The organism is Rhodococcus sp. BP-160, from assembly GCF_019836205.1.
In the GTDB taxonomy this organism is placed as follows: domain Bacteria; phylum Actinomycetota; class Actinomycetes; order Mycobacteriales; family Mycobacteriaceae; genus Rhodococcoides.
Genome location: NZ_JABUEK010000001.1, coordinates 847,342 through 872,398 on the forward strand (window position 1 = coordinate 847,342; position 25,057 = coordinate 872,398).

Genomic DNA, 25,057 nt, shown 5'->3' on the forward strand with positions numbered 1-25,057 from the left:
GTCCTTGAGTAAACCCAGGACACCTTGTGAGCCACCTCACATATGTGACCCGAGAAGCCGTTTGGCTTGCGCCCGCCGCGACCATTTCGTTACCGTCCACGAGGTTCCACATCACGGGTAGGTCACGAATCAGGAGGACGGCAGGTCTTGCAGCACCACCGAACTCCGTTCACACGCTCACGCTTCGTCTCGGACGCCACCGACGACAGTCGGTTCGATTCCCAGCAGTACGAGGCCCAGCAGTTCGAGCACGACACCACCGTGTTCACGCCGGCGGACGGTCATCTGACCGACACCGGCCCCCTCGAAGCCCTCTCGACCGATGCAGCATCGTCCCCCTGGGACCGTGCGCACGAGTCCAGCGACTACGTGGCGTCCGCGCCCGCGTACACCCCGGCCCCCCTCGGCGATGCGCCCACGCGCCGCCGCCGCTCGGTACCGGCGACGTCCTTCCTCGTCACCGCTCCGGCCGGGGCAGCACCGTCGGTGACCTCGGCTGCCATCGCGGACGAGATCGCCGTCAAGCGCAGCGGCGCCCACCGCATCCCCGCTCCGCCGTCCGCCCTCAAGGGACGCGTCGCTGTCGTCGCCGTGGCCGCAGGTGCGGTCGTCGCTGCCGGCCAGGCCGCGATCGACAACGCGCAGCCCGCCGAGCGCACCGAGACCTCCGAGTACGCGCTGGCCGCCGGCCAGGCCCCGGCAGCTGCCGCGTCCGCAGGAATCGTCGACAGCTCCACCGCCGCCGGCATCGTCGCGGACCAGCCGGCCGCGCACGTCGACTCGGTGCCCACCGCCACGTCGACCGGAGCGCCCGTCACGGCCCCCTCCACGTCCGCGGCACCGCAGATCCTCAACATCGCCGCACCGGTCGACCTGGGCCAGTTCTCGGAGCTCCTGGCGAAGGGCCAGCGCTTCAGCGAGGAGCGCGAGGCTCGCGAGGCCGCTGCACGGCGTCCCCTCTTCGCACTGCCCGCGCTCGGCACCTACACCTCCGGCTTCGGCTCGCGGTGGGGCACGCTGCACGCCGGCGTGGACATCGCCAACGCCATCGGCACGCCGGTGTACGCCGTGGCCGACGGCACCGTCATCGACTCGGGCCCCGCGGCCGGCTTCGGACTGTGGGTCCGGTTGCAGCACGCCGACGGCACCATCACCGTGTACGGCCACATCGATTCGTCCGAGGTCCAGGTGGGCCAGACGGTCATGGCCGGCGACGAGATCGCCAAGATGGGCAACCGCGGCCAGTCCACCGGCCCGCACCTCCACTTCGAGGTCCACCTCACGGGCGACAACAAGATCGACCCGCTCCCCTGGTTGGCGTCCCGCGGTATCGCTCTCGGCCCCGAGCGCGACTGAGTTCCCACACCTCCACAACGTCGAAGGTCCGGCGTCACCGTCATGCACGGTGGCGCCGGACCTTTCTTCCGTGCCCTCTCACAGCTTGGTCATCGGCACTCCGCCGATGAGCATCATCTTCACTCGACCGGACGTGCCGAAGTCGATCAGCACCATCGCACGCTGACCTGATCCCTCGGACTCGACGACGGTCCCGAGACCGTACTTGTCGTGGCTCACGCGATCACCCACGGCGAGCGTCAGGGTGTTGTTGGACCGGGCCTTGCCGAAGCTGGGTGTCGGGGTGGCCGACGGCGACGACCCACCGGACCATCCACCACGGGGATTCGACGTCCAGTCGCGCTGGCGCCCCGAGCCACCACTGGAACCGAACCCGCTGCCGACGCCGGGATCCTCCCGTTTCCAGTCGATGAGATGCTGCGGAACCTCTTGCAGGAAGCGCGATTCGGGGTTGTTGATGGGCTGCCCCCACGCCGAGCGCATGATCGCGCGAGTGAGGTAGAGCCGGTGCCGCGCACGCGTGATGCCCACGTAGGCGAGTCGACGCTCCTCGGACAACTCCGCAGGATCACCGAGCGCTCGCATGTGCGGGAACTGGCCGTCCTCCCACCCGGTGACGAACACGACCGGGAACTCGAGCCCCTTGGCCGTGTGCAGCGTCATGAGCGTGACGACGCCGTCGCCGTTGTCCGGGATCTGGTCGGTGTCGGCCACCAGCGAGACCCGCTCGAGGAAGGCGGCGAGCGAACCCGGCTCGGCCACACCGTCGGTGTCCTCGGGTTCTGCGGACGCGACGTCGAGGTCCGCGTTGATGTCGACCCCCACCTCGAGATCCTCGATGCCCTGAAGGTTGCGTGCGTCGGCACTGAACTCGCGGGCCACGCTGACCAGTTCGTTGAGGTTGTCGAGGCGAGCGCCGTCCTGGGGATCCGAGCTGGCCTCGAGTTCGGCGCGATACCGCGTGCGGTCGAGCACCGCCTCGACGATGTCGCCGATGTCCGCGACGTCGTTTCCGTCGGCATCGGTGGCGTTCATGGTGGCCCGCAGCTCGCCGATCATCTCCATGAACGACGCGATGGCGTTCTGCGCGCGCGTGTTGAGCAGCGCCACGGAGCCGGCCGCGGCATCGAGGAGCGCGGCGTTGAAGCTGATGTTCTTCCGCTCGGCGTGCACGGCGACACAGGCCTCGGCACGATCGCCGATGCCGCGGCGCGGGGTGTTGAGGATGCGCCGCATGCTCACCGTGTCGTCCGGATTGGCCAGCACGCGGAGGTACGCGACCACGTCGCGTACCTCCTTGCGCTCGTAGAAGCGCACACCGCCCACCACCTTGTAGGGCAGACCGAGGCGGATGAAGATCTCCTCGAGCGCGCGCGAGGAGTTGTTGGTCCGGTAGAACACCGCGACGTCGGAGTACTTGTAGTCGGTGCCGTCGACCAGCCGATCGATCTCCGACGCCACGAACTTGGCCTCGTCGTGCTCGTTGTCCGCCACGTAGCCGATGATCGGATCGCCGTCGCCGGTGTCCGTCCACAGCCGCTTGTCACGGCGGTTGGTGTTGCGCGCGATGACGGCGTTGGCGGCCGCCAGGATGGTCTGGGTGGACCGGTAGTTCTGCTCGAGCAGGATGGTCCGCGCGTCCGGATAGTCGCGCTCGAACTCCTCGATGTTGCGGATGGTCGCGCCGCGGAACGCGTAGATCGACTGGTCCGCGTCACCCACCACGCACAGTTCGCTCGGGGGAACCGCCGCGACGTCGCCCTCCGCCGTCGTTCCGGTACCCACCAACTCGCGCACCAGCATGTACTGCGCGTGGTTGGTGTCCTGGTACTCGTCGACGAGGACGTGGCGGAAGCGGCGCCGGTAGTACTCGGCGACGTCCGGATGGCTCTGCAGCAGTGCCACCGTCTCGCCGATGAGATCGTCGAAGTCGAACGCGTTGGCCGCCCGCAGACGCTGCTGGTAGTGGCCGTAGACCTTCGCGATGACGGCCGGCAGCTCGGCCGGCTCCTTCTCCGCGTCGGCGACGGCCTGGTCCGGATCGATCAGCTCGTTCTTCAGATTGGAGATCTGCGTCGCCAGCAGACGCGACGAGAACTTCTTCGGATCGAGCTGCAGATCCTTGCCGATCATCGTGAGGAGCCGACGCGAGTCGTCCGCGTCGTAGATGGAGAAGTTCGAGTTGAGGCCGGGGAGCAGCGCCGCCTGGCTCCGGAGGATCCGCACGCAGCTCGAGTGGAACGTGCTCACCCACATGAAGTTGGCCCGCGGCCCGACCAACTGGACGACGCGTTCCCGCATCTCCGCCGCGGCCTTGTTGGTGAACGTGATCGCGAGGACCTGGCCGGGTGTGACATCTCTCTCTGCCAGGAGATACGCGATGCGACGGGTCAACACCGCGGTCTTGCCCGAACCGGCGCCCGCCACGATGAGCAACGGTCCCCCCGAGTGCATCACTGCCTCGCGCTGCTGGGGATTGAGGCCCTCGAGGAGCTGGTCCGAGGACCTGGTGGCACGTGCGGGTGACTGTGTGTTCATCGTCCGTCCAGATTACCGGCGGTCACCGACACCGACACCATCACTCGGGCCGTGGGCGCCGAATCCCTGTCGTGTCGGAGTTCTGCCGCTCGCCGTATCACGCCGATCTGCAATTGCTCCTTCTTTACGTGGGGAGTGACACGGGCATACTCTTGCCCGGGCTCGACCGGCGAACGGCATCACACCGACTGCACCCGACCGTAGTGACCAGGCGTTTCGTGACTTCCGCGGAAATTCGTGGAAATCGCGTAACAGAACGTGAGAGCAGAGCGACACACGTTCTGACACGAGGAGTTGATATGAGCACAGCGATTCACACCACCGCAGCATCGGCATCGTCCGAGTCGAACGATCACGCCGACGACGCGAACCTGCCGACGTCCGAAGCCGAGATCGACGAGCTCCGCAAGGAGATCGACCGCCTCGATGCCGAGATCCTCGCCGCCGTGAAGCGCCGCTCCGAGGTCTCCCGCACCATCGGTCAGACGCGGATGGCACAGGGCGGACCCCGCCTCGTCCACAGCCGCGAGATGAAGGTCCTCCAGCGCTTCAGCGACCTCGGCCAGGAGGGTCACACGCTGGCCATGCTCCTGCTCCGCCTGGGCCGCGGCCGCCTCGGACACTGAGTCCACCGCTCGTAGAGCTCGACCGGGAACCGCCCAGACGACGGGCGGTTCCCGTGCCTCACCGCATCACTGCAGGGCGATGTACTTGGTCTCGAGGTACTCCTCGATCCCCTCGCTTCCGCCCTCGCGACCGAATCCCGACGCCTTGATCCCACCGAAGGGTGCGGCCGCGTCGGAGATCACCCCGCGATTGACACCCACCATGCCGGTCTCCACGGCCTCCGCCACGCGCAGCGCCCGGTCCAGATCCCGCGTGAAGATGTACGCGGCCAGGCCGAACTCGGTGTCGTTCGCCGCAGCGATGCCGTCCTCCTCGGTCTCGAAGCCGCGCACCGCGAGCACCGGTCCGAAGACCTCCTCGCTCAGAATTCGGGCGTCGCCGGGCACGTCGGTCAGCACGGTGGCGGGGTAGAACCAGCCCGGCCCGTCCTCCGCAGTGCCGCCGAGAGCGACGGTCGCGCCCTTGGACGCCGCGTCGTCGACGAGTTCGGCCACCGTGTCACGCTGCTCCTCGTTGATCAGCGGTCCGAGCTTCGTGTCCGGATCACTGCCCCGCCCGACCGTCATGGCGCGCATCTTCTCGGTCACCTTGGCGACGAACTCGTCCTTGACCGAGTTCTGCACGTGGAACCGATTGGCGGCCGTGCAGGCCTCGCCGCCGTTGCGCATCTTGGCGAGCATCGCCCCCTCGACGGCGGCGTCGATGTCCGCGTCGTCGAACACGACGAAGGGCGCATTGCCGCCCAGCTCCATCGACGTCCGCAGCAGAGTCTTCGACGACTTCTCCACGAGCATCCGCCCCACCTCGGTGGAGCCGGTGAAGGTCAACTTGCGCAGTCGAGGATCGTCGATCAACGGCCCGGTGACAGCGCTGGACTTCGACGTCGGCAGTACCGACAGCACGCCCTCGGGCAGCCCGGCCTCGGAGATGAGCTTCGCCAGGTAGAGCATCGTCAGCGGAGTCTCCGAGGCGGGCTTCACCAGGATCGTGCATCCCGCCGCGAGTGCGGGCCCGATCTTGCGGGTGCCCATCGCCAGCGGGAAGTTCCACGGCGTGATCGCCAGCACCGGGCCGACGGGCTGCTTGGTCACCAGAATCCGGCCGTTGCCCGCGGGCGCCGGCGTGTACCGCCCCGCGATGCGGACCGCCTCCTCGGAGAACCAGCGGAAGAACTCTCCGCCGTACTTCACCTCGGCCTGACTCTCGGCGAAGGCCTTGCCCATCTCCAGCGTCATGAGCAGTGCGATGTCGTCGGCGTGCTCGGTGATCGACTCGAAGACCGCCCGCAGGATCTCGCCGCGCTGTCGCGCCGGGGTGGCGGCCCAGGACTTCTGCACCGCGACGGCCTCGTCGAGCGCGCGTGCGGCGTCGGCGGGACTCGCGTCCGAGACCTCGGTGAGCACCTCCCCCGTCGAGGGATCCCGAACCGGGAACGTGGCGCCGTTCTCCGCGTCGACCTGCTTGCCTCCGATCCACAACTTCGTGGGGACGGACGCGATCAGGTCCTTCTCCCGGGTCGTCGCTGCGCTGCTCGTTCCTTCGCTCACGTCTCTCGCACTCCTCGTCGCTGCTCGCCGGGTCGCCCGGTGGTACCGACTGTCTACCCCGTGGGGCGGGACTCGTCACGCACTCCCGCACGGCGATCGCATGTCTCAGCGGCTCGGGTGCCCAGCGATTAGGGTCAGGGCTCATGAGCGCCGACATCACGAGCACCGAAGCCTGGACCGAGCTCGTCTCGCATCACGAGGCCGTGGCCGATCGCCACCTCCGTGACTTCTTCGCCGACGATCCGTCGCGTGGGAGCGAGCTGACCGTCACCGCGGGCGACCTGTACATCGACTACAGCAAGCACCGGGTCGAGCGGCAGACGCTCGAACTGCTGCTCGACCTCGCACGCGCAGCGGACGTCACCGGGCGTCGGGACGCCATGTTCGCGGGCGAGCACATCAACACCTCCGAGAACCGGGCCGTGCTGCACACCGCGCTGCGTCTGCCGTCGGACGCGTCACTCGAGGTCGACGGCCAGGACGTGGTGGCCGACGTGCACGAGGTCCTCACGCGGATGGGCGATTTCAGCGATCGAGTGCGATCCGGCGCGTGGACCGGCGCCACCGGTGAGCGGATCCGCACCGTCGTCAACATCGGGATCGGCGGCTCCGACCTGGGTCCGGTGATGGTGTACCAGGCTCTGCGGCACTACGCCGACGCGGGCATCTCGGCGCGCTTCGTCTCGAACGTCGACCCGGCCGATCTCGTCGGCACCCTCGCCGACCTGGACCCGGCGTCGACGCTGTTCATCGTCGCCTCCAAGACCTTCGGCACACTCGAGACGCTGACCAACGCCACGGCCGCCCGGCGATGGCTCACGGCCGCACTCGGTGACGACGCCGTCGCCCAGCACTTCGTCGCGGTGTCCACCAATGCGGAGAAGGTGTCGAACTTCGGCATCGACACCGCGAACATGTTCGGCTTCTGGGACTGGGTCGGCGGCCGCTACTCGGTCGATTCCGCCATCGGTCTGTCGGTGATGCTCGCCGTCGGCCGCGAGGCGTTCGCGGACTTCCTCGAGGGCTTCCACCTGATCGACCAGCACTTCCGCGAGGCGCCGCTCGAGTCCAACGCGCCGATCCTGCTGGGCACGCTGGGCGTCTGGTACTCCAGCTTCTTCGGCGCGCAGTCCCGGGCGGTGCTGCCGTACTCGAACGATCTGAACCGGTTCGCCGCCTACCTGCAGCAGCTCACCATGGAGTCGAACGGCAAGTCGGTGAGGGCCGACGGAACGCCCGTCACGACGGACACCGGCGAGATCTTCTGGGGCGAGCCCGGAACCAACGGCCAGCACGCCTTCTACCAATTGCTGCACCAGGGAACACGACTCGTGCCGGCTGACTTCATCGGCTTCGCCGAGCCGACGGACGATCTTCCCACCGCGGACGGCACGGGCAGCATGCACGACCTGCTCATGAGCAACTACTTCGCCCAGACCAAGGTGTTGGCCTTCGGCAAGACGGCGGAGGAGATCGCCGCCGAGGGCACGGACGCGGACATCGTGCCGCACAAGGTGATGCCGGGCAACCGCCCGTCGACGTCGATCCTCGCGCCGAAACTCACGCCTTCGGTGGTGGGTCAGCTCATCGCCCTCTACGAACATCAGGTCTTCGTCGAGGGCGTCATCTTCGGCATCGACTCGTTCGACCAGTGGGGAGTCGAGCTGGGCAAGACCCAGGCGCAGGAGCTGACGCCGGTGCTGACCGATGCGGACGGCCCGGGCGCGGACCTCGATTCGTCGACGAGTGCGCTGATCGACTGGTACCGCAGCGAACGCGGACGCTGACGTACAGCGAGACCGCGCCGGTCCGTCGGGTCGGGGGTCTGACGGACCGGCACGGTCTCACACACCATGTCGCCGCCACCCGTCCGGGCGTTACACATCGGGCGAACTTTCTTCGGCGGCCTCGTGAACAACCACAACCGGGCGTGGCAGCGGTACGGTCGAACCATGAACGTGCGGATCGAACGCCGAGGTCCGGTGGTCACGGTGATCCTCCACCGACCCGAGGCACGCAATGCCGTGGACGGTCCGACGGCGGCCGCTCTGGTGGAGGCCTTCGAGGAGTTCGACGCGGATCCGACGGCATCGGTCGCGGTGCTGTGGGGAGACGGCGGAACCTTCTGCGCCGGTGCCGACCTCAAGGCACTGGGCACCGAGCGCTCGAACGTGGCGACCGAGCACGGTGACGGGCCGATGGGGCCCACACGCATGGAACTGTCCAAGCCTGTCATCGCCGCGGTGTCCGGCCATGCGGTCGCCGGCGGTCTCGAACTCGCGCTGTGGTGCGACCTGCGCGTCGCCGACGAGGACGCCGTGTTCGGTGTGTTCTGTCGGCGCTGGGGTGTGCCGCTGATCGACGGCGGAACGGTGCGATTGCCGCGGGCGATCGGTACGTCGCGGGCGATGGACATGATCCTCACCGGGCGTGCCGTCGACGCGCAGGAAGCGCTGACGTTCGGACTCGCCAACCGGGTCGTCCCCACGGGCACCTGCCGCGCTGCCGCGGAGGAACTAGCCGCGTCCCTGGCCGAGTTCCCGCAGGCGTGCCTGCGCGGCGACCGACTGTCGTCGCTCGAGCAGGAGGGCCTGGACCACCGCGCGGCGATGGCGAACGAGTTCCGGCACGGTGCCACCTCGCTCGTCGACGCGTTCGACGGCGCACAGAAGTTTGCGTCCGGCGCCGGGCGACACGGAGCACCGCTCGAGTGACTCGCCTCTCCGTCGTCGACGAGATCTTCCTCCGCACACATCGAGGCTTCGGCATACCCGTTGCGATGCAGGGCCTCTGGGTCACCGAGGAGCCCATCACCCCCGGCGCTCTCGACCTGATCGACGCCCGGCTCGCCGAGGGTCGTCTGGGTGTGCGGATCGTCAGCTCGCGTCTGCCCGGCGCGCGTCGGCGCTGGGTCCGGGCATCGGGGCGCCCCGGCGTCCGGTGGACGGAGCCGACCGACGACCCGGTCCGCTGGGCCGAGTCGGGCGCCGACGTCTCGCTCGACCCCGAGTACGGACCGGGCTGGCGTCTGACCGCGGCGCCCTGCGGGAACGGAACCGCCGTCTCGTTGGTGTGCTCCCACGTCATCGCCGACGCACGCGGACTCATCGACGCAGCAGCGGCGGCGCTGTCCGGCGTCCCGGACCCGATCGCCCCGGACGACGGCACCACCGACACCGCCGATGCACTGGCCACACTGTCGACCGTCGTCGGCCGCACCGCCGTGGCCGTCTCCGCGCTCGCCGTCAGTCGCGCCCGGCGCGCCGAACTGATGCAGTACCTGCAGGCGTCGAGGACCGGAACTCCTGCGCCGGCCCGTCCCGACGCGTGGGAAGCGCTGTCCGTGAGCACCGATGTCGAAGCGACGCAGTGGGATCGGGTCGCCGCCGACGGAGCGGGCACTCCGAACGTGGTGTTCCTGTCCGTCGTCGCGGCCGTCGTCGCGACGTTGAGATGTTCGGGCACGTCCGGCGACACCGACGGGTCCGTCCTGCTCGGCGTCCCGATGAAGGTCGAGGCCGGCGGCGCCAACGCGATCTCGGTGACGGCGGTCCGCATCACGGAATCCGACTCACTGGCCGACATCCGTCGACGCGCGAAGACGGCGTACCGAAGCCCGCTGACCGGTCCCGCGGGCTTCCCCGACGAGTTGCTGCACGTGGTCCCCGAACGCGCCGCCGCGCTCCTCGCGCCGTCGACGGGCCGGCGAGATGCTCTGTGCTCCAACATCGGCCCGCTTCCCGAGGCGGTGCGCACCATCGGCGGCCGCCCCGCGGTGCGCGTCGCCGCGCGGGCGATCCACCCGGGACTCCGACACGAGCAGTCCGCCGCGTCGCCGACCATCCTGTCGGCCTATCTCTGCCGCCACGATCACGCCTACACGCTGTCGGTGGTGGTCACCGATCCTGCGGCGGCGCACTCGGTGGAGCAGGTTCGCGACGCGATCGCGACGGCACTCGGGCATCACCACCTCACACCCGACTTCTGGTGAGTACGGTGAACATCACCGACTTCAGAGAGGTGAGTGCGTTCATGAGTGAGACCGACATCTACGCGAAGATCAAGGACCTGGTCGACACCGAGCACGAGTTGCGTTCGCGCACCGAAGCAGGCGAGCTCGATCCGAGCGAGGAGCGGGCGCAGCTCGACCAGCTCGAGAAGGCACTCGACCAGTGCTGGGACCTGCTGCGTCAGCGGCGCGCCAAGAAGGACGCCGGACTCTCCCCCGACGACGCCGAGGCGCAGTCCGTCTCACAGGTCGAGAACTACCTGCAGTAGCTAGACGAGCCCGTCCGTGAGTCGACGAGGGAGCACGCGCAACACGACGTCGATCGCCTTCCAGGTGAGGCCCGGCAGCGCGGAGCGCGTGACCTCCTTCTCGATGGCCGCGACCATCGCGGAGACGCCGTCGTCGAGTGAGGACATCAGTCGACCGGCGTCTCCGGCGCGGGAGGACATGTCGGTGGCGACATATCCGGGCAGCACCGTGGTGACCGCGATGGGTGTGCGGCGGAGTTCGGCGACCAGCGCCTCGCCGAGTGCCGAGACTCCCGCCTTCGACGCGGAGTACACAGCCTTGGATCCGGGTAGTCCGCGATCGGCACTCACCGACGACACGAGGACGAGGTGACCGGCATTCTGCTCACGGAACACCGCCAGCGCTGCCTCGACCTGGGACACCACTCCGACGAAGTTGGTACGTGCGGTCTCGAGGTTGGCGTCCGCGCGGCCGGTGCCGAGCCTCGCGCCCTTCCCGAGACCGGCGTTCACGATCACGCGGTCGAGCCCGCCGAGTGTCTCCCGCAGCGCGTCGATCCCCGACACCACCGACTCGTGATCCGTCACGTCCATCGCGGCGACCGCCACGGTGATGTCCGGATGCCGGGCGGTGAGCTCGGCGCGCATGGCCTCGAGCCGGTCCACCCGCCGGGCACACAGCCCCACGTCGCGGCCCATCGCCGCGAACCGCCGCGCCATCTCCTCGCCCAGACCCGAACTGGCCCCGGTGATCACGATCTTCTGTCTCCCCATCGGGCACACACTAGCCACCACGACCCACTCAGAACTCTGGAGGATCAGTGAGCGACAGCAGCACCGACGAGTACGACGTCATCGTGATCGGCGGAGGGCCCGTCGGCGAGAACGCGGCGCAGTACGCGATCGCGGGCAGTGATCGCACCGCCGCCATCGTCGAGCACGAACTGGTGGGCGGTGAGTGCTCGTACTGGGCCTGCATGCCCAGCAAGGCGTTGCTCCTGCCCGCCTCCGTGCTGAACCAGGCCCGGGCGATGCCCGGGGTCCGCGAGATCGTCGGCGACGCACGACTCGACGTCGACGCGGTGTTCGCCCGCCGCGAGAGCTTCACCCACGGGCTCGACGACTCCTCCCAGGTGTCGTGGGCCGAGGGCGCGAACATCCACGTCGTGCGCGGTCACGGCCGGGTGTCCGGCGAGCGCGAGGTGACAGTGGGCGATCGGGTCCTGCGCGCTCGGCACGCGGTGGTCCTCGCGACCGGCACCACGGCCACGGTGCCGCCGATTCCCGGACTGCGCGAAGCACTTCCGTGGATTTCCCGCGACTCGACCAACCTGCACGAGGTGCCGGAGCGGATCATCGTGATCGGCGGGGGCGTCGTCGCCTGCGAGTCGGCGACATGGTTGCTGGCCCTCGGCGCCGAGGTCACGATGATCGTGCGCGGAACCTCGCTGCTGGCCGGATCGGAGCCGTTCGCCGGGGCGGCGGTGGCCGACGCTCTGACCGCCGCGGGTGCGCGCATCCTGTTCGAGTCGCAAGTCGCCACGGTGTCGCGGCCCGATGCGCAGGACACCGGGTACGGCCACCTCCACGGTGGGCCCGCCTCGGTGACGATCGGCGACGACACACTCGAGGTCGACGAGATCCTGGTCGCCGCCGGCCGACGGCCGGCCACCAAGGACCTGGGGCTCGACGCGGTGGGCCTCCCCACCGGGGACTCGATCGCCGTCGACGACCATCTGACGGCGAAGGACGAGTGGCTCTACGCGGTGGGCGACGTCAACGGTCGCGCCCTGCTCACCCACATGGGCAAGTACCAGGGACGCGTGTGCGGCGACGTCATCGCCGCGCGCGCCGAGGGTCGATCGATCGACGGCAGCAGGTTCCGGGCGAGTGCCGACCACGGCCAGGTGCCCCAGGTCGTCTTCACCACCCCCGAGGTGGCGTCGGTGGGCCTCACCGAGAAGAAGGCGCGGGCCGCCGGTCTGCCGGTGCGGGTGGTCGAGATGGACATCGCCGTCGCGGGAAGCTCCCTGCGCCAGGACGACTTCGCCGGACACGCGTCGATGGTGATCGACACGTCGAGCGACGTGATCGTCGGATTCACGCTGGTCGGCCAGGGCGTCGCGGAACTCCTGCACGCGGCCACCATCGCGGTGGTCGGCCGCGTCCCGCTGGAGACCCTGTGGCACGCGGTCCCGTCCTACCCGACGATGAGCGAGGTGTGGTTGCGTCTGCTCGAGGCCGCTCGCAGCGGAAGCTAGCCGCGCGGCAGCGGCTGGGCGCGCCGTACGGACAGTGCTGCTCGCTCGGGGTCGAGTGGGACCGGGGAGATCACGACACCGGGTCCGACTCGCAGCGTGCCCGAGCTGATCGGCGCGGTGCGCAGACCACCGCGTCCGATCAACGCCTTGCGGGTGCCGTCCACCACCATGCTGTCCATCCACGCGCACGGGTGCGCGGGGCGCCCCCCACGCAGGAGCACCGGGCCGTCACCGGTGTCGATGACGAAGTCCTCGCCCCGGAGCGGGTCGAGTTCGAGTCCACGCACGACGATGTTGCGGCGGGCCACGCTCACGTCCCCGTCCCACGGCTCCTCGTCCGGGTGCAGGGCGTTCGCCTCGGCGACCGCCGTCTCCCACGCCTCGACGGCCAGGAACGTGATCGCCGCCTCGGTGTGCGCCTGGACGCCGAAGAACCGGTCGCCCCGGATGCCCTTCCCGGTCACCACCTCGACGGACGACGGCAGCTGCGTGCGTACGTCGGCGGCGGGCCCGTCCTTGCTGCGACCGAAGTAGGCATGTGACGGAGACACGAGAAGCTGCACGATCTCGATGGGACAGGTGAACGTCATACCCCGAGTGTGCTCACTCGGCTCTCCGTATAGTCGGCCGGATGGGGCAGGGAGACTTTTCGACAGAGATCACCACGAGCGAGGGGCGGGTCCGCGGATTCGTCGCGCGCGGTATCGCGCAGTGGCGGGGCATCCCGTACGCGCAGCCGCCGGTCGGACCGCTGCGGTTGCGCGCACCGCAGCCGCCGACGGCATGGGAGGGCGTCCGGGACGCCACCCGCTGGGGTGACGCGGCGGTCCAGGACTCGGGCCGCTCCCCCATCGGTCCCATCAAGGGACAGGGCACCAGCGAGGACTGCCTGACGCTGAACGTCAGCGCGCCGGCCACCACGCCCGCCGGCCCCCGCCCCGTCATGGTGTTCATCCACGGCGGCGCCTACACGCTGGGAACGTCGGCCACCTCCATGTACTCGGGCACGTCGCTGGTCCGCCGCGGCGACATCGTCTACGTCTCGCTCAACTACCGGCTCGGCGCCCTCGGGTACCTCGACTTCCGACAGTTCTCGACGCCCGACCGGACCTTCGACAGCAATCTCGGGCTGCGGGACCAGGTCGCCGCGCTGCAGTGGGTCCAGCGCAACATCGCCGCATTCGGCGGCGATCCGGACAACGTCACCATCTTCGGCGAATCGGCCGGCGGCAACGCGGTCACCACGTTGACGACCGTGCCCGCCACGAAGGGCCTCTTCCACAAGGCCATCTCGCAGAGCTCGGCGCCGGGCATGGTCGCCACGTCCGACCGTAGCGAGAAGTGGGGACGCGACTTCGTCGAGTTGCTCGGTGCCACTCCGGACACCGCCGCCGACACGCTCGCGGGAGCCGACGTGGCCGACCTGCTGAAGGCGGCTCACCGGCTGGGTTCGAAGAGCCTGAAGGAGACTCCGGGGCTCATTCCGTTCGGCCCCAGCGTCGACGGGGACTACGTGCCGGAGGCGCCGCTCGAGGCGTACCGATCGGGCCGCGCGCATCCCGTCCCGATGATCATCGGCAGCAACGAGCACGAGGGCACCCTGTTCCCCAAGTGGCTCGACGCCCTTCCCACGAATGCCGAGCGCATCGACCGCCTGTTCGCGAACACCGACCCGTCGGCCAGGGATCGCATTCTCGCCGAGTACCCCGGATACCCGAAGGGCCTGTCCGCCATCGACTTCGGCGGCGACATCACCTTCTGGCGACCGTCGCTGGAGATCGCGGACGCGCACACCGAGCACGCGCCCACCTACGTGTACCGCTACGACTACTCACCGCGGTTGTTCGACCTGCTGAAGCTGTACTCGACGCACGGTTCCGAACTGTTCGCCGTGTTCGGCGTCTACCGCGCCCGCGTCGGCAAGTTCTTCGCGATCCTGGGCGACTGGGGCAGCTCGGTGGCTGTCACCGACGAGGTGCAGAAGCAGTGGCTCGCCTTCGCGAGAACCGGTGCGCCCGAGGCGGACTGGACCCAGTACGAGGTGCCCGGGCGCGCCACTCGGATCTTCGACAGCGCTACGCGGATGGAGAACGATCCGCTCGGATCCCGTCGCGCCGCGTGGGAGGGCTTCAGCGGCTACGACACACCGACCGGATCCTCGGCCGGTACGGAGAACGAGTCGTCGCAGGACTTCCGCTGATCGGCTACTTCACGAGACGGGACAGACGGCGGTCGGCGAGAATCCGGCCGCCGGTCTGGCACGTGGGGCAGTACTGGAACGACCGGTCGACGTAGGAGACCTCGCGCACGGTGTCACCGCAGACCGGGCAGGGCATGCCCGTCCGCGCGTGCACCCGCATACCGGACCGCTTCTCGCCCTTGAGCCGTGCCGCGTCCTGACCCTCGGACCGCGCGACGGCGTCGAGCAGGACCGAGCGCATCGTGGTCCACAGCAGCGTCACCGACTCGGGGGTGAGCGAGGCGGTGGTGGCGAACGGCGAGAGCTTCGCGGTGTGCAGGATCTCGTCGCTGTAGGCATTGCCGATCCCGGCGAGCAGTTGCTGATCCACCAGTGCGGTCTTGAGCCGAGAACTCTTGCGGGCGAGTAGTTCCGCGAACTCCGGCTCCGTCACCGCGAGGGCGTCCGGGCCCAGGCGGGCGATGCCGGGCACCTCCTGCGGATCGCGCACGACCCACACGGCGAGCCGCTTGCGCGTCCCCGCCTCGGTGAGGTCGAACGCGGGGGTGAGCCCCTCGGGCGTGAAGAGATGGACGCGGAGTGCGAGCGGCCCCTTGCCCGGCTTGGGCGGCGCCGACGACGGATTGTCCGTCCACCGCAGCCAGCCACCGCGGGACAGATGCGTGACGAGCCAGAGCCCGCCGGCCTCGATGCCGAGGTGCTTGCCCCACCGGGCCGCGCCCGTGACGTCCTTGCCCTGCAGATCGGTGACCGGCGGGTCGAAGGTCTTGAGAACGCTCAACGCGGCCACGTCGATCCGCCCGATCACCGCTCCCAGCGCATGCTCACGGAGGAAGCCCGCGAGAGCCTCGACCTCGGGTAATTCCGGCACACCTCGACCCTAATCGGAAGTCACGGTCGATGGACGAGATAGGTGTCCATCACCCAGCCGGCCTCGGCCCGCAGAGCCGCCCGGCGCGCGACGATCTCGTCCCCGATGTCGTCGACGGGGCCCGCCAGGGTCACCTCGCCGGGCGTGCCCAGGTTCGCACCCCACCACACGTTCCACCCGGGCAGTGACCGGAAGCTGCAGTCCGAGTCGAGCATCACCACGGCCGCCGTGACGCCGTCGGGCAGGCCCTCGTCACGAAGCCGGCGACCGGTGGTGGTGAGGACCGGCTCCCCCACTCGGTTCATCACGATGCGGTGCGCGGCCGCGAGCGCCGACGGACTGGTGACACCCGGGATCACCGTGACTTCGAACGGGCTGTCGAGCACCGCGCGCACCCGCTCCACCACGCGCAACGTGCTGTCGTAGAGCGACGGGTCGCCCCACACCAGCATCGCGCCGACCGACTCGGACGGCTCCGCGTCCACGAGGTCGGCGAGCATCCGGGCGCGGAGGTCGTGCCAGGTGTCGACGGCGTCGTCGTAGTCCGACGGCGCGCGGTCACGCGGCGGATCGGTGAACTCGACCACGCGATGGTCGGTCGGCACGTGCTCGCGCAGGATGCGGGTGCGGACGTCGACCAACTCCTGCTTATGCGCGCCCTTGTCGATGACGAAGAAGACGTCGACGGTGTTCATCGCCTTGATCGCCGCGACGGTCACCTGGTCGGGATCCCCCGCGCCGATACCGATCACGTGCATGGTCCTCATCTGCCTGAGCCTAAGGTGTAGCCATGGTCGCGACGCCCTACGAGGATCTGCTCCGCCGCGTGCTCGCGGAGGGCACGCCCAAGTCCGACCGCACCGGGACCGGCACCACCAGCCTGTTCGGCCACCAGATGCGGTTCGATCTGTCCGAGGGATTCCCGCTGGTGACCACCAAGCGCGTGCATCTCAAGTCGATCGTGCACGAGCTGCTGTGGTTCCTGCGAGGCGAGTCCAACGTCGCCTACCTGCGCGAGAACGGCGTCACCATCTGGGACGAGTGGGCCGACGAGAAGGGCGACCTGGGGCCGGTCTACGGAGTGCAGTGGCGCTCGTGGCCCACACCGTCGGGCGACCACATCGATCAGATCTCGCAGGTGATCGACACCATCCGCCGCGACCCCGATTCCCGACGCATGATCGTCTCGGCCTGGAACGTGGCGGAGATCCCCGACATGGCACTGGCTCCGTGCCACGCCTTCTTCCAGTTCTACGTCGCCGACGGAAAGCTGTCGTGCCAGCTGTACCAGCGCAGCGCCGACATGTTTCTCGGCGTGCCGTTCAACATCGCGAGCTACGCCCTGCTCACGCACATGGTCGCCGCGCAGACCGGCCTCGAGGTGGGCGACTTCGTGTGGACCGGCGGCGACTGCCACATCTACGACAATCACGTCGACCAGGTGCGCGAGCAGTTGACGCGAGACGCGTTCCCCGCCCCCACGCTCCGACTCGCTCCACGTGACTCGATCTTCGCTTACACCTTCGACGACATCGAGATCGCCGACTACCAGCACCATCCCGCGATCAAGGCACCCGTAGCGGTATGACGATCGGGTTGGTGTGGGCGCAGGCGCACGGCGGCGTCATCGGCAAGGACGGCACGATTCCGTGGCGGGTGCCCGAGGACATGGCGCACTTCCGTGAGGTCACGGGATCCAGCCGCGTCGTCATGGGACGGCGTACCTGGGACTCGTTGCCCGCACGGTTCCGCCCTCTGCCGGGCCGGACGAACATCGTGCTCAGCCGTGACGCGTCCTGGTCCGCGGAGGGTGCCGCACGTGCCGCCACGATGGACGAGGCGCTGCTCGGCGGCCACGACACGTGGATCATCGGCGGCGCGGACATCTACCGGCTCGCCCTGCCGCACGCCGATGTCGTCGAGATGACCGAGATCGATCTGGACGTCCCCGGCGGCGACACGGTCGCTCCCGAGGTACCGGCATCGTTCACCCGCACCGAGGGCGCCTGGCAGACGAGCAGCGCATCCGATGTTCGCTATCGATTCGTGCGCTACACGCGCTGATACGCCGCGCCGGGGCCCGCTGAGCGGGACAATACGACGCATGGACAAGAAATCGCTGACCGCGCTCGCTCGGCAACAGCTGAAGCTGGCGAAGACCGCGTCCAGCGGACGGAGTTCGCACACCGTCTACGGCGGACATCAGCGCAGCCTGCGGCAGACCGTCGTCGGCCTGGCCGCGGGCAACTCGCTGGCCGAGCACGATCTGAACGGGGAGTCCACGGTCCTGGTCCTCAGCGGCCAGTTGCAACTGGTGAGCGGTGAGCGATCCTGGAAAGGTTCCGCGGGCGATCTCCTCGTCGTCCCCGACGCCCGCCACAGTGTGGAGGCCGTCGAGGACGTCGCGTTCCTGCTGACCGTCGCGATGTAGGACGGGCAGGCCGGAGGCCGGGCAGGCCGGAGGCCGGTCGATCGAAGACGGTCGTCAGATCTGTCAGACGGCGATGGCTTCGCCGCGTTCGCGGTCGCGGGCGAGTGCTCGGTCGCGTGACTCCTCGAAGCGCACCGCCTGCTTCTCGAGGTCGGCCAGGTAGTCGGCCACCATCTCGCGCAGCTTCTCGCCCTCGGGTCCGAAGTCGGTGCGCTCGAAGATGTCCCACTTGCGCAGCACCGGCATGATGACCTCGTCGAGGTGCTGGCGCAGGTCGTAGATGCCGTACTTCGCGATGAGGACGGCGTTGCGACGGAAGTCCGGCTGGTTGAGCCCCGGCATCTGGAAGTTCATGACGACGTCGGCGATCGCCTTCATCGTCTGGTCCGGCGCGAGCTCGATGGCCGCCGAGCACATGTTGCGGTAGAAGATCATGTGCAGGTTCTCATCGGCCGCGATGCGGGCGAGCAGTGCGTCGGCGATCGGATCGTTGCAGGCCTTGCCGGTGTTGCGGTGCGACACCCGGGTGGCCAGCTCCTGGAACGTCACGTAGGCGACGCCGTGCAGCAGGTTGGCGCCCTCCATCGGCGAGTCGATACCGACCGTCATGTGCTCCATCCGCGCCTGCTCGAGCGCGACGGGATCGACGCTCCGGGTGACGACGAGATAGTCGCGCATCGCGATGCCGTGGCGGTTCTCCTCCGCGGTCCAGCGACCGACCCAGGTTCCCCAGGCCCCGTCCATCGAGAAGTTCTCGGCGAGCCCGCGGTGGTAGGAGGGCAGATTGTCCTCGGTCAGCAGGTTGGTGACCATGGCCGCCTTGGCGACCTTCGACAGCGACGACTGCTCCGGCGACCAGTCCTGGCCGCCCAGCATCGCGAAGTTCTTGCCGTCGCTCCACGGGATGTAGTCGTGGGGGTTCCACGGCTTGGCCAGCGTCAGATGGCGTTCGAGATTGGTTTCCGCTACCGGCTGCAGTTCGCGCAGCAGCTCGATCTGTGACAGCACCTGTGGCATGAGGTTCCCCCGTGACGCGTCGTGTTCCGTCGACCTGGCCGGCCGACGAGAGGTGACGCTAGGACGGGTCCGATCGGGCCACCGCCGCCTTGCGTCGATGTTGGGACGAGTCGCAGGACGGTCCGATTCCGCCTGGCTCGGGTCACAGCGCCGCAAGGAAACGCGGGACGAAACTACACATATGAACTTTTATTGCCCTACAATCTGAACTTGCGCCCCGTTTTAGTGCGAGTGACGAGCCAGTCGACCGTCGACGTGGAGGGAAACCGCCACGTGACACGGAGTGGACGTACGGCTCGCCGACCGGAAGGAACTAGTTACGTGAGTGTCGAGAACACGCAGTCGTCCCAGGCGGCTGCGGTGGAGAAGAGCACCACCGGACTCATGGTGGCAGGCCGCACCGGCGTGCCGCCACGCGACCTCGAGAACGTCGCTCGTCGGACGGTGGGTCAGCCGGCTGCGGCCACCCGCACGTCGACACTCGGCGCGACCCTCCGGGCTGACGTCACGGAACTGACGGTGTCCTGCCTGTCCATGGCCGTCGGCGTCGGCGACGCACCCACCACCTCGGACGAGGACATCGCCGAGCTCGGTGGCCGCGCGGCGCAGTGGGCCCGCGAGGGTGTTCCGCTCCGCGCCGTCCTCGGCGTCTACCACGAGGGCATCCAGATGGGCTGGGACCTGGTGTCCGAGCGCGCGACGGGCAATCTCAAGGCTGTCGCCAAGGCGTTCGTCGCCCTGTCGGAGCGCATCTCGACGGCCGCGTCGGCCAGCTACGTCGACGAACTGCAGGCCGTCGCGAGCGAGCACCACACCGCCGCGCACACCGTCGTCACCGCACTGCTCAGTGGCCACAACGCGCGTTCGGTGGCCCGCCAGTCGGGCATCGAGCTCGCCGACTCGTTCACCGTGCTGGCCGTCTCCATCGCCGCGCATCCCGACGAGTCCAACCCCGCCCTGCCGCGCGCGGTCACCGCCCGTCGCAAGCTGCGCCGCGTGCAGGCCGAGCTGGCCCTCGTGTGCGACCGCTCCCCCCTGTCGATGCTGTCCGCCGAGGGCGGCACCATTCTCGTTCCCGGCGAGCGCGACGACGAATGGGTCGCCACTCTCGTGGAGCGCATGTCCGTCGCCGCCGAGACCGCGGTCACCGCCACCGTCGCCACCAGTTCCGTCAACGACGTGCCGGCCGCCTCGGATCAGGTGCACGAGCTTCTCGACCTCGCCCAGCAGCTTCGTCGACCCGCCGGTGTCTACCGCATGACCGACCTGGTTCTCGAGTACCAGCTCACCCGCCCCGGCCCCGGCCGGGCGTACCTGTCACGCGTTCTCGTCCCGTTGGACAACTCGCCCGAGCTGCTCGAGACCCTCGAGATCCACATCAACCACGACCTCAACCGTCAGCGCTCGGCGCGTCAGCTGCACCTGCACACCAACACGGTCGACTATCGCCTCAAGCGGATCGCGCACCTCACGGGGTTCGATCCCACGCGCCCGTCCGGAATGCGGCACCTGCAGGCCGCACTGGTGGCACGCAAGCTGGAGGCCATCTCTCCCAGCGCCTGACAGACATGTCGACCCGGTAGAGTGCTGAGCGTCAGCCCGGCTCTCGCCGTGTCGGCCCTCGTAGCTCAGGGGATAGAGCAACCCTCTCCTAAAGGGTAGGTCGCAGGTTCGAATCCTGCCGAGGGCACCGAAAGCCCCGCTACAGTCCAGCCATGACGCGCGCGCTCCTCCTGGTGGCAGCCCTGCTCGGCTCACTCTTCCTGTCGGTGCCGGCCGCGTCGGCAGCACCGTCAACAACCTGGCTCTGCCGGCCCGGCACCGCGGATCCGTGTGGTGGTGGCACCGACGCCCCTGTCGACTGCTTCTACGTCTACCCCACCGCCTCTCTGCAACCGGCGCAGTCGGCGAACCTCGACGCGTCCCCCGAACTCGCCTTCGCCGCGGCGGCGCAGGCCCGCCCGTTCGACTCCGTGTGCAACGTCTGGGCTCCGGTGTACCGGCAGGCCACGCTGCTGAGCCTCGCCACGGCGGACGGCCCCGCTCGCGACGCCGCACTCGCCGAGGCCTACGTGGACATCGATCGAGCCTGGACCGATTTCCTCGCGCAACGGGACTCGAACCGTGGTGTCGTGCTGCTCGGCCACTCGCAGGGGTCACGCATGCTGCGCACACTCCTGCAGAACCGCATCGAGCCGGATCCTGCGACGCGAGCGCTGTTGGTGTCTGCCATCATTCCCGGCATCTCGGTGCGGACGTCGGACTTCACCACCGTCGCCCCGTGCACGGATGTGAGCGAGACCGGTTGCGTCGTCGCGTATTCCACGTTCTCGCGTACTCCCCCACCCGACTCCCGCTACGGCGGCGACGGCATCCTCTGCACCAACCCGGCGTCGCTCGGGGCGAATGCGAGGACGCCGGTGCTGGGGCCGTTGCCGAACCTCACGGCGCAGTGCGACGGTGACAACGTGCTCATGATCGACGGCCCCGGAGCCTCGGCCCTGCCCACGCTGCCGAACGCGACCTGGGGGCTGCACCTGTTCGACCTGACGATCCCGCAACAGACACTGGTCGATCTGGTGCGGTCGCAGAGCGCGGCGTTCACTGCCTGATCGCACACCGATTCCGTGAGGCGCACACCCGCTGCGGCCTGTTGATAGGGGTGTGCGCCCACCAGAGGGGGGGTGCACACCCCTACCGGGCCAGCATCTCCCGCGCACCCACCGCAGCCCCGTGCGCGCTGGTCACACGGGGTGCGTACACGCGAACCAGACCCGCACGCCGAAGCGCACACCGATTCCGTGAAGCGCACACCCGCTGCGGCCTGCTGGGAGGGGTGTGCGCTCACCAGAGGGGGTGTGCACACCCCTACCGGGCCTTGCACCGAAGCGCACACCCACCGCAGCCGCGCGCGCTCATCACCCGGGTGCGCACACGCGAACCAGACCCGTACTCCGAACCGCACACCGATTCCGTGAGGCGCACACCCGCTGCGGCCTGCTGGGAGGGGTGTACGCCCACCAGAAATGGTGTGCACGCACTGCCGATCCCGTTCCGCCACAACAACTCCACCCGGCAGAGCGTGCACGGCGCCGGCCCCACCCGCTGCGAGACGGCGGTCACAGCGACCGACCGGCTACACTGGGTCACGCTGCTGCGCCACTGTGCGCGGCGTACGTCGTGGAATCAGCACGAACTTTTCTTACGGCGATCGGAACTGCCCACCGGCAGTCTCGCCATTCTGCGCTCCGCCACAGGAGTGCTCAGATGCCCGAAAGGCACTCGAACTCTTCATGACTTCTCCCTCCTTCGCCGACCTCGGCGTCAGTGACCGTCTCGTCCGCGCTCTCACAGCTGCCGGCATCGCGTCACCGTTCCCCATCCAGGCGGACACCCTGCCCGACACGCTGAAGGGTCGCGACGTCCTCGGACGCGGAAAGACCGGCAGCGGAAAGACTCTCGCGTTCTCCATCCCCATGGTGTCCCGGCTCGGCGAGACGTTCTCGGGCGTCCGCAAGCCCAACCGCCCGCGTGGTCTGATCCTCGCCCCCACCCGTGAGCTGGCTACCCAGATCGCTGCCGCCCTCGAGCCGCTCACCATGGCGTCGAACCTGCGCGTCACCACGATCTTCGGTGGCGTCTCGCAGGCACGCCAGGTCACCGCGCTCAGCCGCGGCGTCGACATCGTCGTCGCCTGCCCCGGTCGCCTCGAGGATCTGATGAAGCAGCGCCTGGTGACGCTGGACGACATCGAGATCACCGTGCTCGACGAAGCCGACCACATGGCGGACCTGGGCTTCCTGCCCGGCGTCACGCGCATCATGAAGGCCACACCCTCGCACGGACAGCGCATGCTGTTCTCGGCGACGCTGGACAACGGCGTCGACAAGCTGGTCAAGCAGTTCCTCACCGACCCGGTGCAGCACTCGGTCGACGAGGAGAACTCCCCCGTCGCCGCGATGACCCACCACATCTTCGAGGTGGGCGGCGTCGACGGCAAGAAGGCGCTGGTCCAGCGCCTCGCCTCCGGTGAGGGTCGCCGCATCCTCTTCATGCGCACCAAGCACCAGGCTCGCAAGCTGGCGCGTCAACTCACCGAGGCCGGCATCCCGTCCGTCGACCTGCACGGCAACCTGTCGCAGGCTGCGCGTGACCGCAACCTCGCTGCGTTCTCCAACGGCGATGCGCGCGTGCTCGTGGCCACGGACGTCGCGGCGCGCGGTGTGCACGTCGACAACGTCGAGCTGGTCGTCCACGTCGATCCGCCCGCCGAGCACAAGGCCTACCTGCACCGCAGTGGCCGTACGGCCCGTGCGGGCAGCGCCGGCGACGTCGTCACCGTCGTCCTGCCGGAGCAGCGTCGAGACCTGTCGGTCCTGATGCGCAAGGCCAAGATCGACGCGGCGCCGCAGCGCGTGACCGTCGACTCACCGGCCGTCCAGGAGCTGGTCGGCGACGTCGCGGCCTACGTCAAGCCCGCTCCCAAGGAGGCCGCACCGGCTCCGAAGCAGCAGCAGCCCGGACGCGGACGCTCCACCCGCGGCGGTCATGCCGGCAACTCCAACGGGGGTTCGGGTCGACGTCGTCGCCCCACCACCGCGCGCAGCGAATCAGCCGGTTACCGGGGCTGATCGCCGAGCGATCCCGACGCTGAGCACCGCCGCCACGACGCAGAGACCAGCTGCGCCGAACCAGGCGGCGGTGTACTCACCGGTGGCATCGCGCACGACCCCCGCCACCACGGACGCGATGCCCGCGCCCACCTGGTGCGAGGCGAACACCCAGCCGAAGACCAGCGGCCCCTGCGTGCCGAACACCTCGCGGCACAGAGCGATGGTGGGCGGCACCGTGGCGACCCAGTCGAGGCCGTAGACGACGATGAACACCACGATCGACGGGTGCAGGGCGTCGGACAGCAGCGCCGGCAGGAACAGCAGGGCGACGCCTCGGAAGGCGTAGTACGCGCCCAGCAGCAGTCTCGGATCCACCCGGTCGGTGAGCCAGCCCGACGCGATGGTGCCCACGATGTCGAAGATCCCCACCACGGCCAGCAGTCCCGCGGCCGTGGTCTGCGGCATGCCGTGGTCGTGCGCGGACGGGATGAAGTGCACCCCGACCAGCCCGTTCGTGGTGGCGCCGCAGATCGCGAAGCCCACCATCAACGCCCAGAACGTCCGCACGGACGACGCGTCCCGCAGTGCTCGGATCGCCCGCATCGCGGGATTCCCCGTGACGAGCACCGGGGCGGCCTGCTCGGTCGCCCCGTACGGCAGCTCCCCCACCTCCTCCGGGGAGTTCCGCAGGAACAGCAGGACGAACGGCACCACGGCCAGCGCACCGCCCGCCACGACCAGTGACGCCGTCCGCCATCCCGAGCTGTCGGCGAGCGCGGCGACCACCGGCAGGAAGATGAGCTGACCGGTCGCGGACCCGGCCGTGAGGATGCCGGACACGAGCCCGCGCCGCCGCACGAACCAGCGGTCGGTGACCATGGCGGCGAAGACGAGTGCCATCGATCCGGTACCCAGGCCGATGAGCAGTCCCCACGTCAGCAGGATCTGCCACGGCGCGGTGACGAACACGGTGAGGGCGCTGCCCAGGGCCACGACGGTGAGGGCGACGGACGTCACCGTCCGGATGCCGAAGCGGTCCATCAGTGCCGCCGCGAACGGTGCGGTCAGCCCGAAGAGCAGCAGGTTGACACCCACCGCCGCGGACAGCACGCCGCGCGACCAGCCGAACTCGTCGGTGATCGGCACCATCAGCACCGACGGAGCGGCGCGGAACCCCGCGGCCCCGAGGAGTGCGAGGAACGCCACGGCGGCGACGATCCAGGCCCGGTGCACGCGTCTCGGGCGCGTGATCTGCACGGCGGCGTCGGAGTCGGACGTCATGGCTCACTTTCTCGTTCCGCGGGTCTCCGTCGGAACGGGAACCGGACACGCCGGTGGC

General features: G+C 69.0%; 22 protein-coding genes and 1 tRNA gene. 15 read left to right on the top strand and 8 right to left on the bottom strand.

What is annotated here, in order from left to right; translation table 11 throughout:
- Positions 1-147 precede the first annotated feature (147 nt).
- A complete protein-coding gene (locus tag HQ306_RS03975) occupies positions 148-1,356 on the top strand; it encodes a M23 family metallopeptidase (protein ID WP_027504159.1) in 1,209 nt (402 codons plus the stop codon).
- Positions 1,357-1,434: 78 nt separating this feature from the next.
- Here the strand turns inward: HQ306_RS03975 and HQ306_RS03980 are convergent, their stop codons facing one another.
- Positions 1,435-3,894 carry a UvrD-helicase domain-containing protein gene (locus HQ306_RS03980; protein ID WP_056446962.1) on the bottom strand — a complete coding sequence of 820 codons (2,460 nt, stop codon included), beginning with the start codon at positions 3,892-3,894 and terminating at the stop codon, positions 1,435-1,437.
- Positions 3,895-4,193: 299 nt separating this feature from the next.
- Here HQ306_RS03980 and HQ306_RS03985 point away from each other — a divergent pair, with 299 nt between their 5' ends.
- Positions 4,194-4,520 (top strand): chorismate mutase, encoded by a 327-nt coding sequence (locus HQ306_RS03985; RefSeq protein WP_027504161.1) that lies wholly within the window; start codon positions 4,194-4,196, stop codon positions 4,518-4,520.
- 66 nt (positions 4,521-4,586) lie between these two features.
- Here HQ306_RS03985 and HQ306_RS03990 read toward each other — a convergent pair whose 3' ends face one another.
- Entirely contained in the window at positions 4,587-6,068 is a 1,482-nt protein-coding gene (locus HQ306_RS03990; RefSeq protein WP_222627709.1) for an NAD-dependent succinate-semialdehyde dehydrogenase, read from the bottom strand.
- Between the two features lie 143 nt (positions 6,069-6,211).
- On the opposite strand from HQ306_RS03990, the gene pgi reads away from it, so the two are divergent.
- From pgi to HQ306_RS04010, 4 genes are all read left to right on the top strand, one after another.
- On the top strand, positions 6,212-7,855 hold the full coding sequence (gene pgi / locus HQ306_RS03995; protein ID WP_056446956.1) for a glucose-6-phosphate isomerase: 1,644 nt from the start codon (positions 6,212-6,214) through the stop codon (positions 7,853-7,855).
- A 165-nt stretch (positions 7,856-8,020) separates the two neighbouring features.
- A complete protein-coding gene (locus HQ306_RS04000) occupies positions 8,021-8,782 on the top strand; it encodes a crotonase/enoyl-CoA hydratase family protein (protein WP_056447520.1) in 762 nt (253 codons plus the stop codon).
- On the top strand, positions 8,779-10,059 hold the full coding sequence (locus HQ306_RS04005; RefSeq protein WP_222627711.1) for a hypothetical protein: 1,281 nt from the start codon (positions 8,779-8,781) through the stop codon (positions 10,057-10,059). Before HQ306_RS04000 ends, HQ306_RS04005 begins: the two co-directional genes overlap by 4 nt.
- A 41-nt stretch (positions 10,060-10,100) precedes the next feature.
- Entirely contained in the window at positions 10,101-10,346 is a 246-nt protein-coding gene (locus tag HQ306_RS04010) for a DUF2630 family protein (protein WP_027504165.1), read from the top strand.
- On the opposite strand, the gene HQ306_RS04015 is transcribed toward HQ306_RS04010, so the two are convergent.
- The gene (locus HQ306_RS04015) at positions 10,347-11,099 is read right to left on the bottom strand and encodes an SDR family oxidoreductase (RefSeq protein ID WP_222627713.1); all 753 of its coding nucleotides are present in this window, start codon (positions 11,097-11,099) and stop codon (positions 10,347-10,349) included.
- 47 nt (positions 11,100-11,146) lie between these two features.
- Here HQ306_RS04015 and HQ306_RS04020 point away from each other — a divergent pair, with 47 nt between their 5' ends.
- The gene (locus HQ306_RS04020) at positions 11,147-12,586 is read left to right on the top strand and encodes an NAD(P)/FAD-dependent oxidoreductase (protein WP_222627715.1); all 1,440 of its coding nucleotides are present in this window, start codon (positions 11,147-11,149) and stop codon (positions 12,584-12,586) included.
- Here HQ306_RS04020 and HQ306_RS04025 read toward each other — a convergent pair.
- Entirely contained in the window at positions 12,583-13,176 is a 594-nt protein-coding gene (locus tag HQ306_RS04025; RefSeq protein WP_222627717.1) for a molybdenum cofactor biosysynthesis protein, read from the bottom strand. The two genes, HQ306_RS04020 and HQ306_RS04025, sit on opposite strands and share 4 nt — an antisense overlap.
- Before the next feature lie 41 nt (positions 13,177-13,217).
- Between HQ306_RS04025 and HQ306_RS04030 the strand changes: the two genes are divergently transcribed.
- On the top strand, positions 13,218-14,786 hold the full coding sequence (locus HQ306_RS04030) for a carboxylesterase/lipase family protein (RefSeq protein WP_222627719.1): 1,569 nt from the start codon (positions 13,218-13,220) through the stop codon (positions 14,784-14,786).
- 4 nt (positions 14,787-14,790) lie between these two features.
- On the opposite strand, the gene HQ306_RS04035 is transcribed toward HQ306_RS04030, so the two are convergent.
- Positions 14,791-15,657 carry an Fpg/Nei family DNA glycosylase gene (locus HQ306_RS04035; RefSeq protein ID WP_027504169.1) on the bottom strand — a complete coding sequence of 289 codons (867 nt, stop codon included), beginning with the start codon at positions 15,655-15,657 and terminating at the stop codon, positions 14,791-14,793.
- Between the two features lie 20 nt (positions 15,658-15,677).
- Positions 15,678-16,424: a precorrin-6A synthase (deacetylating) gene (cobF, locus tag HQ306_RS04040; RefSeq protein WP_222627721.1), complete on the bottom strand. Its 747-nt coding sequence runs from the start codon at positions 16,422-16,424 to the stop codon at positions 15,678-15,680.
- Between the two features lie 23 nt (positions 16,425-16,447).
- Between cobF and HQ306_RS04045 the strand changes: the two genes are divergently transcribed.
- From HQ306_RS04045 to HQ306_RS04055, 3 genes are read left to right on the top strand one after another with little or no spacing between them, the layout of a single operon-like run.
- Positions 16,448-17,245, top strand: coding sequence for a thymidylate synthase (locus HQ306_RS04045; RefSeq protein ID WP_222627723.1), 798 nt, complete (start codon positions 16,448-16,450; stop codon positions 17,243-17,245).
- Positions 17,242-17,721 (top strand): dihydrofolate reductase, encoded by a 480-nt coding sequence (locus tag HQ306_RS04050; RefSeq protein WP_027504172.1) that lies wholly within the window; start codon positions 17,242-17,244, stop codon positions 17,719-17,721. Before HQ306_RS04045 ends, HQ306_RS04050 begins: the two co-directional genes overlap by 4 nt.
- Positions 17,722-17,761: 40 nt before the next feature.
- Positions 17,762-18,088, top strand: a complete 327-nt coding sequence (locus HQ306_RS04055; RefSeq protein ID WP_027504173.1) for a cupin domain-containing protein — start codon at positions 17,762-17,764, stop codon at positions 18,086-18,088.
- A 63-nt stretch (positions 18,089-18,151) separates the two neighbouring features.
- On the opposite strand, the gene HQ306_RS04060 is transcribed toward HQ306_RS04055, so the two are convergent.
- On the bottom strand, positions 18,152-19,105 hold the full coding sequence (locus tag HQ306_RS04060; RefSeq protein ID WP_027504174.1) for an acyl-ACP desaturase: 954 nt from the start codon (positions 19,103-19,105) through the stop codon (positions 18,152-18,154).
- A 321-nt stretch (positions 19,106-19,426) separates the two neighbouring features.
- Here HQ306_RS04060 and HQ306_RS04065 point away from each other — a divergent pair, with 321 nt between their 5' ends.
- The 4 genes from HQ306_RS04065 to HQ306_RS04080 all read left to right on the top strand — a co-directional run bounded on the left by HQ306_RS04065 (position 19,427) and on the right by HQ306_RS04080 (position 23,736).
- The gene (locus HQ306_RS04065; protein WP_307095423.1) at positions 19,427-20,668 is read left to right on the top strand and encodes a CdaR family transcriptional regulator; all 1,242 of its coding nucleotides are present in this window, start codon (positions 19,427-19,429) and stop codon (positions 20,666-20,668) included.
- Positions 20,669-20,722: 54 nt separating this feature from the next.
- Positions 20,723-20,795, top strand: a tRNA-Arg gene (locus HQ306_RS04070).
- A 25-nt stretch (positions 20,796-20,820) separates the two neighbouring features.
- Positions 20,821-21,717, top strand: coding sequence for a DUF3089 domain-containing protein (locus tag HQ306_RS04075; RefSeq protein WP_222627725.1), 897 nt, complete (start codon positions 20,821-20,823; stop codon positions 21,715-21,717).
- Positions 21,718-22,398: 681 nt separating this feature from the next.
- Positions 22,399-23,736, top strand: coding sequence for a DEAD/DEAH box helicase (locus tag HQ306_RS04080; protein WP_222627727.1), 1,338 nt, complete (start codon positions 22,399-22,401; stop codon positions 23,734-23,736).
- Here HQ306_RS04080 and HQ306_RS04085 read toward each other — a convergent pair.
- Positions 23,716-24,999 carry an MFS transporter gene (locus tag HQ306_RS04085; protein WP_222627729.1) on the bottom strand — a complete coding sequence of 428 codons (1,284 nt, stop codon included), beginning with the start codon at positions 24,997-24,999 and terminating at the stop codon, positions 23,716-23,718. The two genes, HQ306_RS04080 and HQ306_RS04085, sit on opposite strands and share 21 nt — an antisense overlap.
- Positions 25,000-25,057 lie beyond the last annotated feature (58 nt).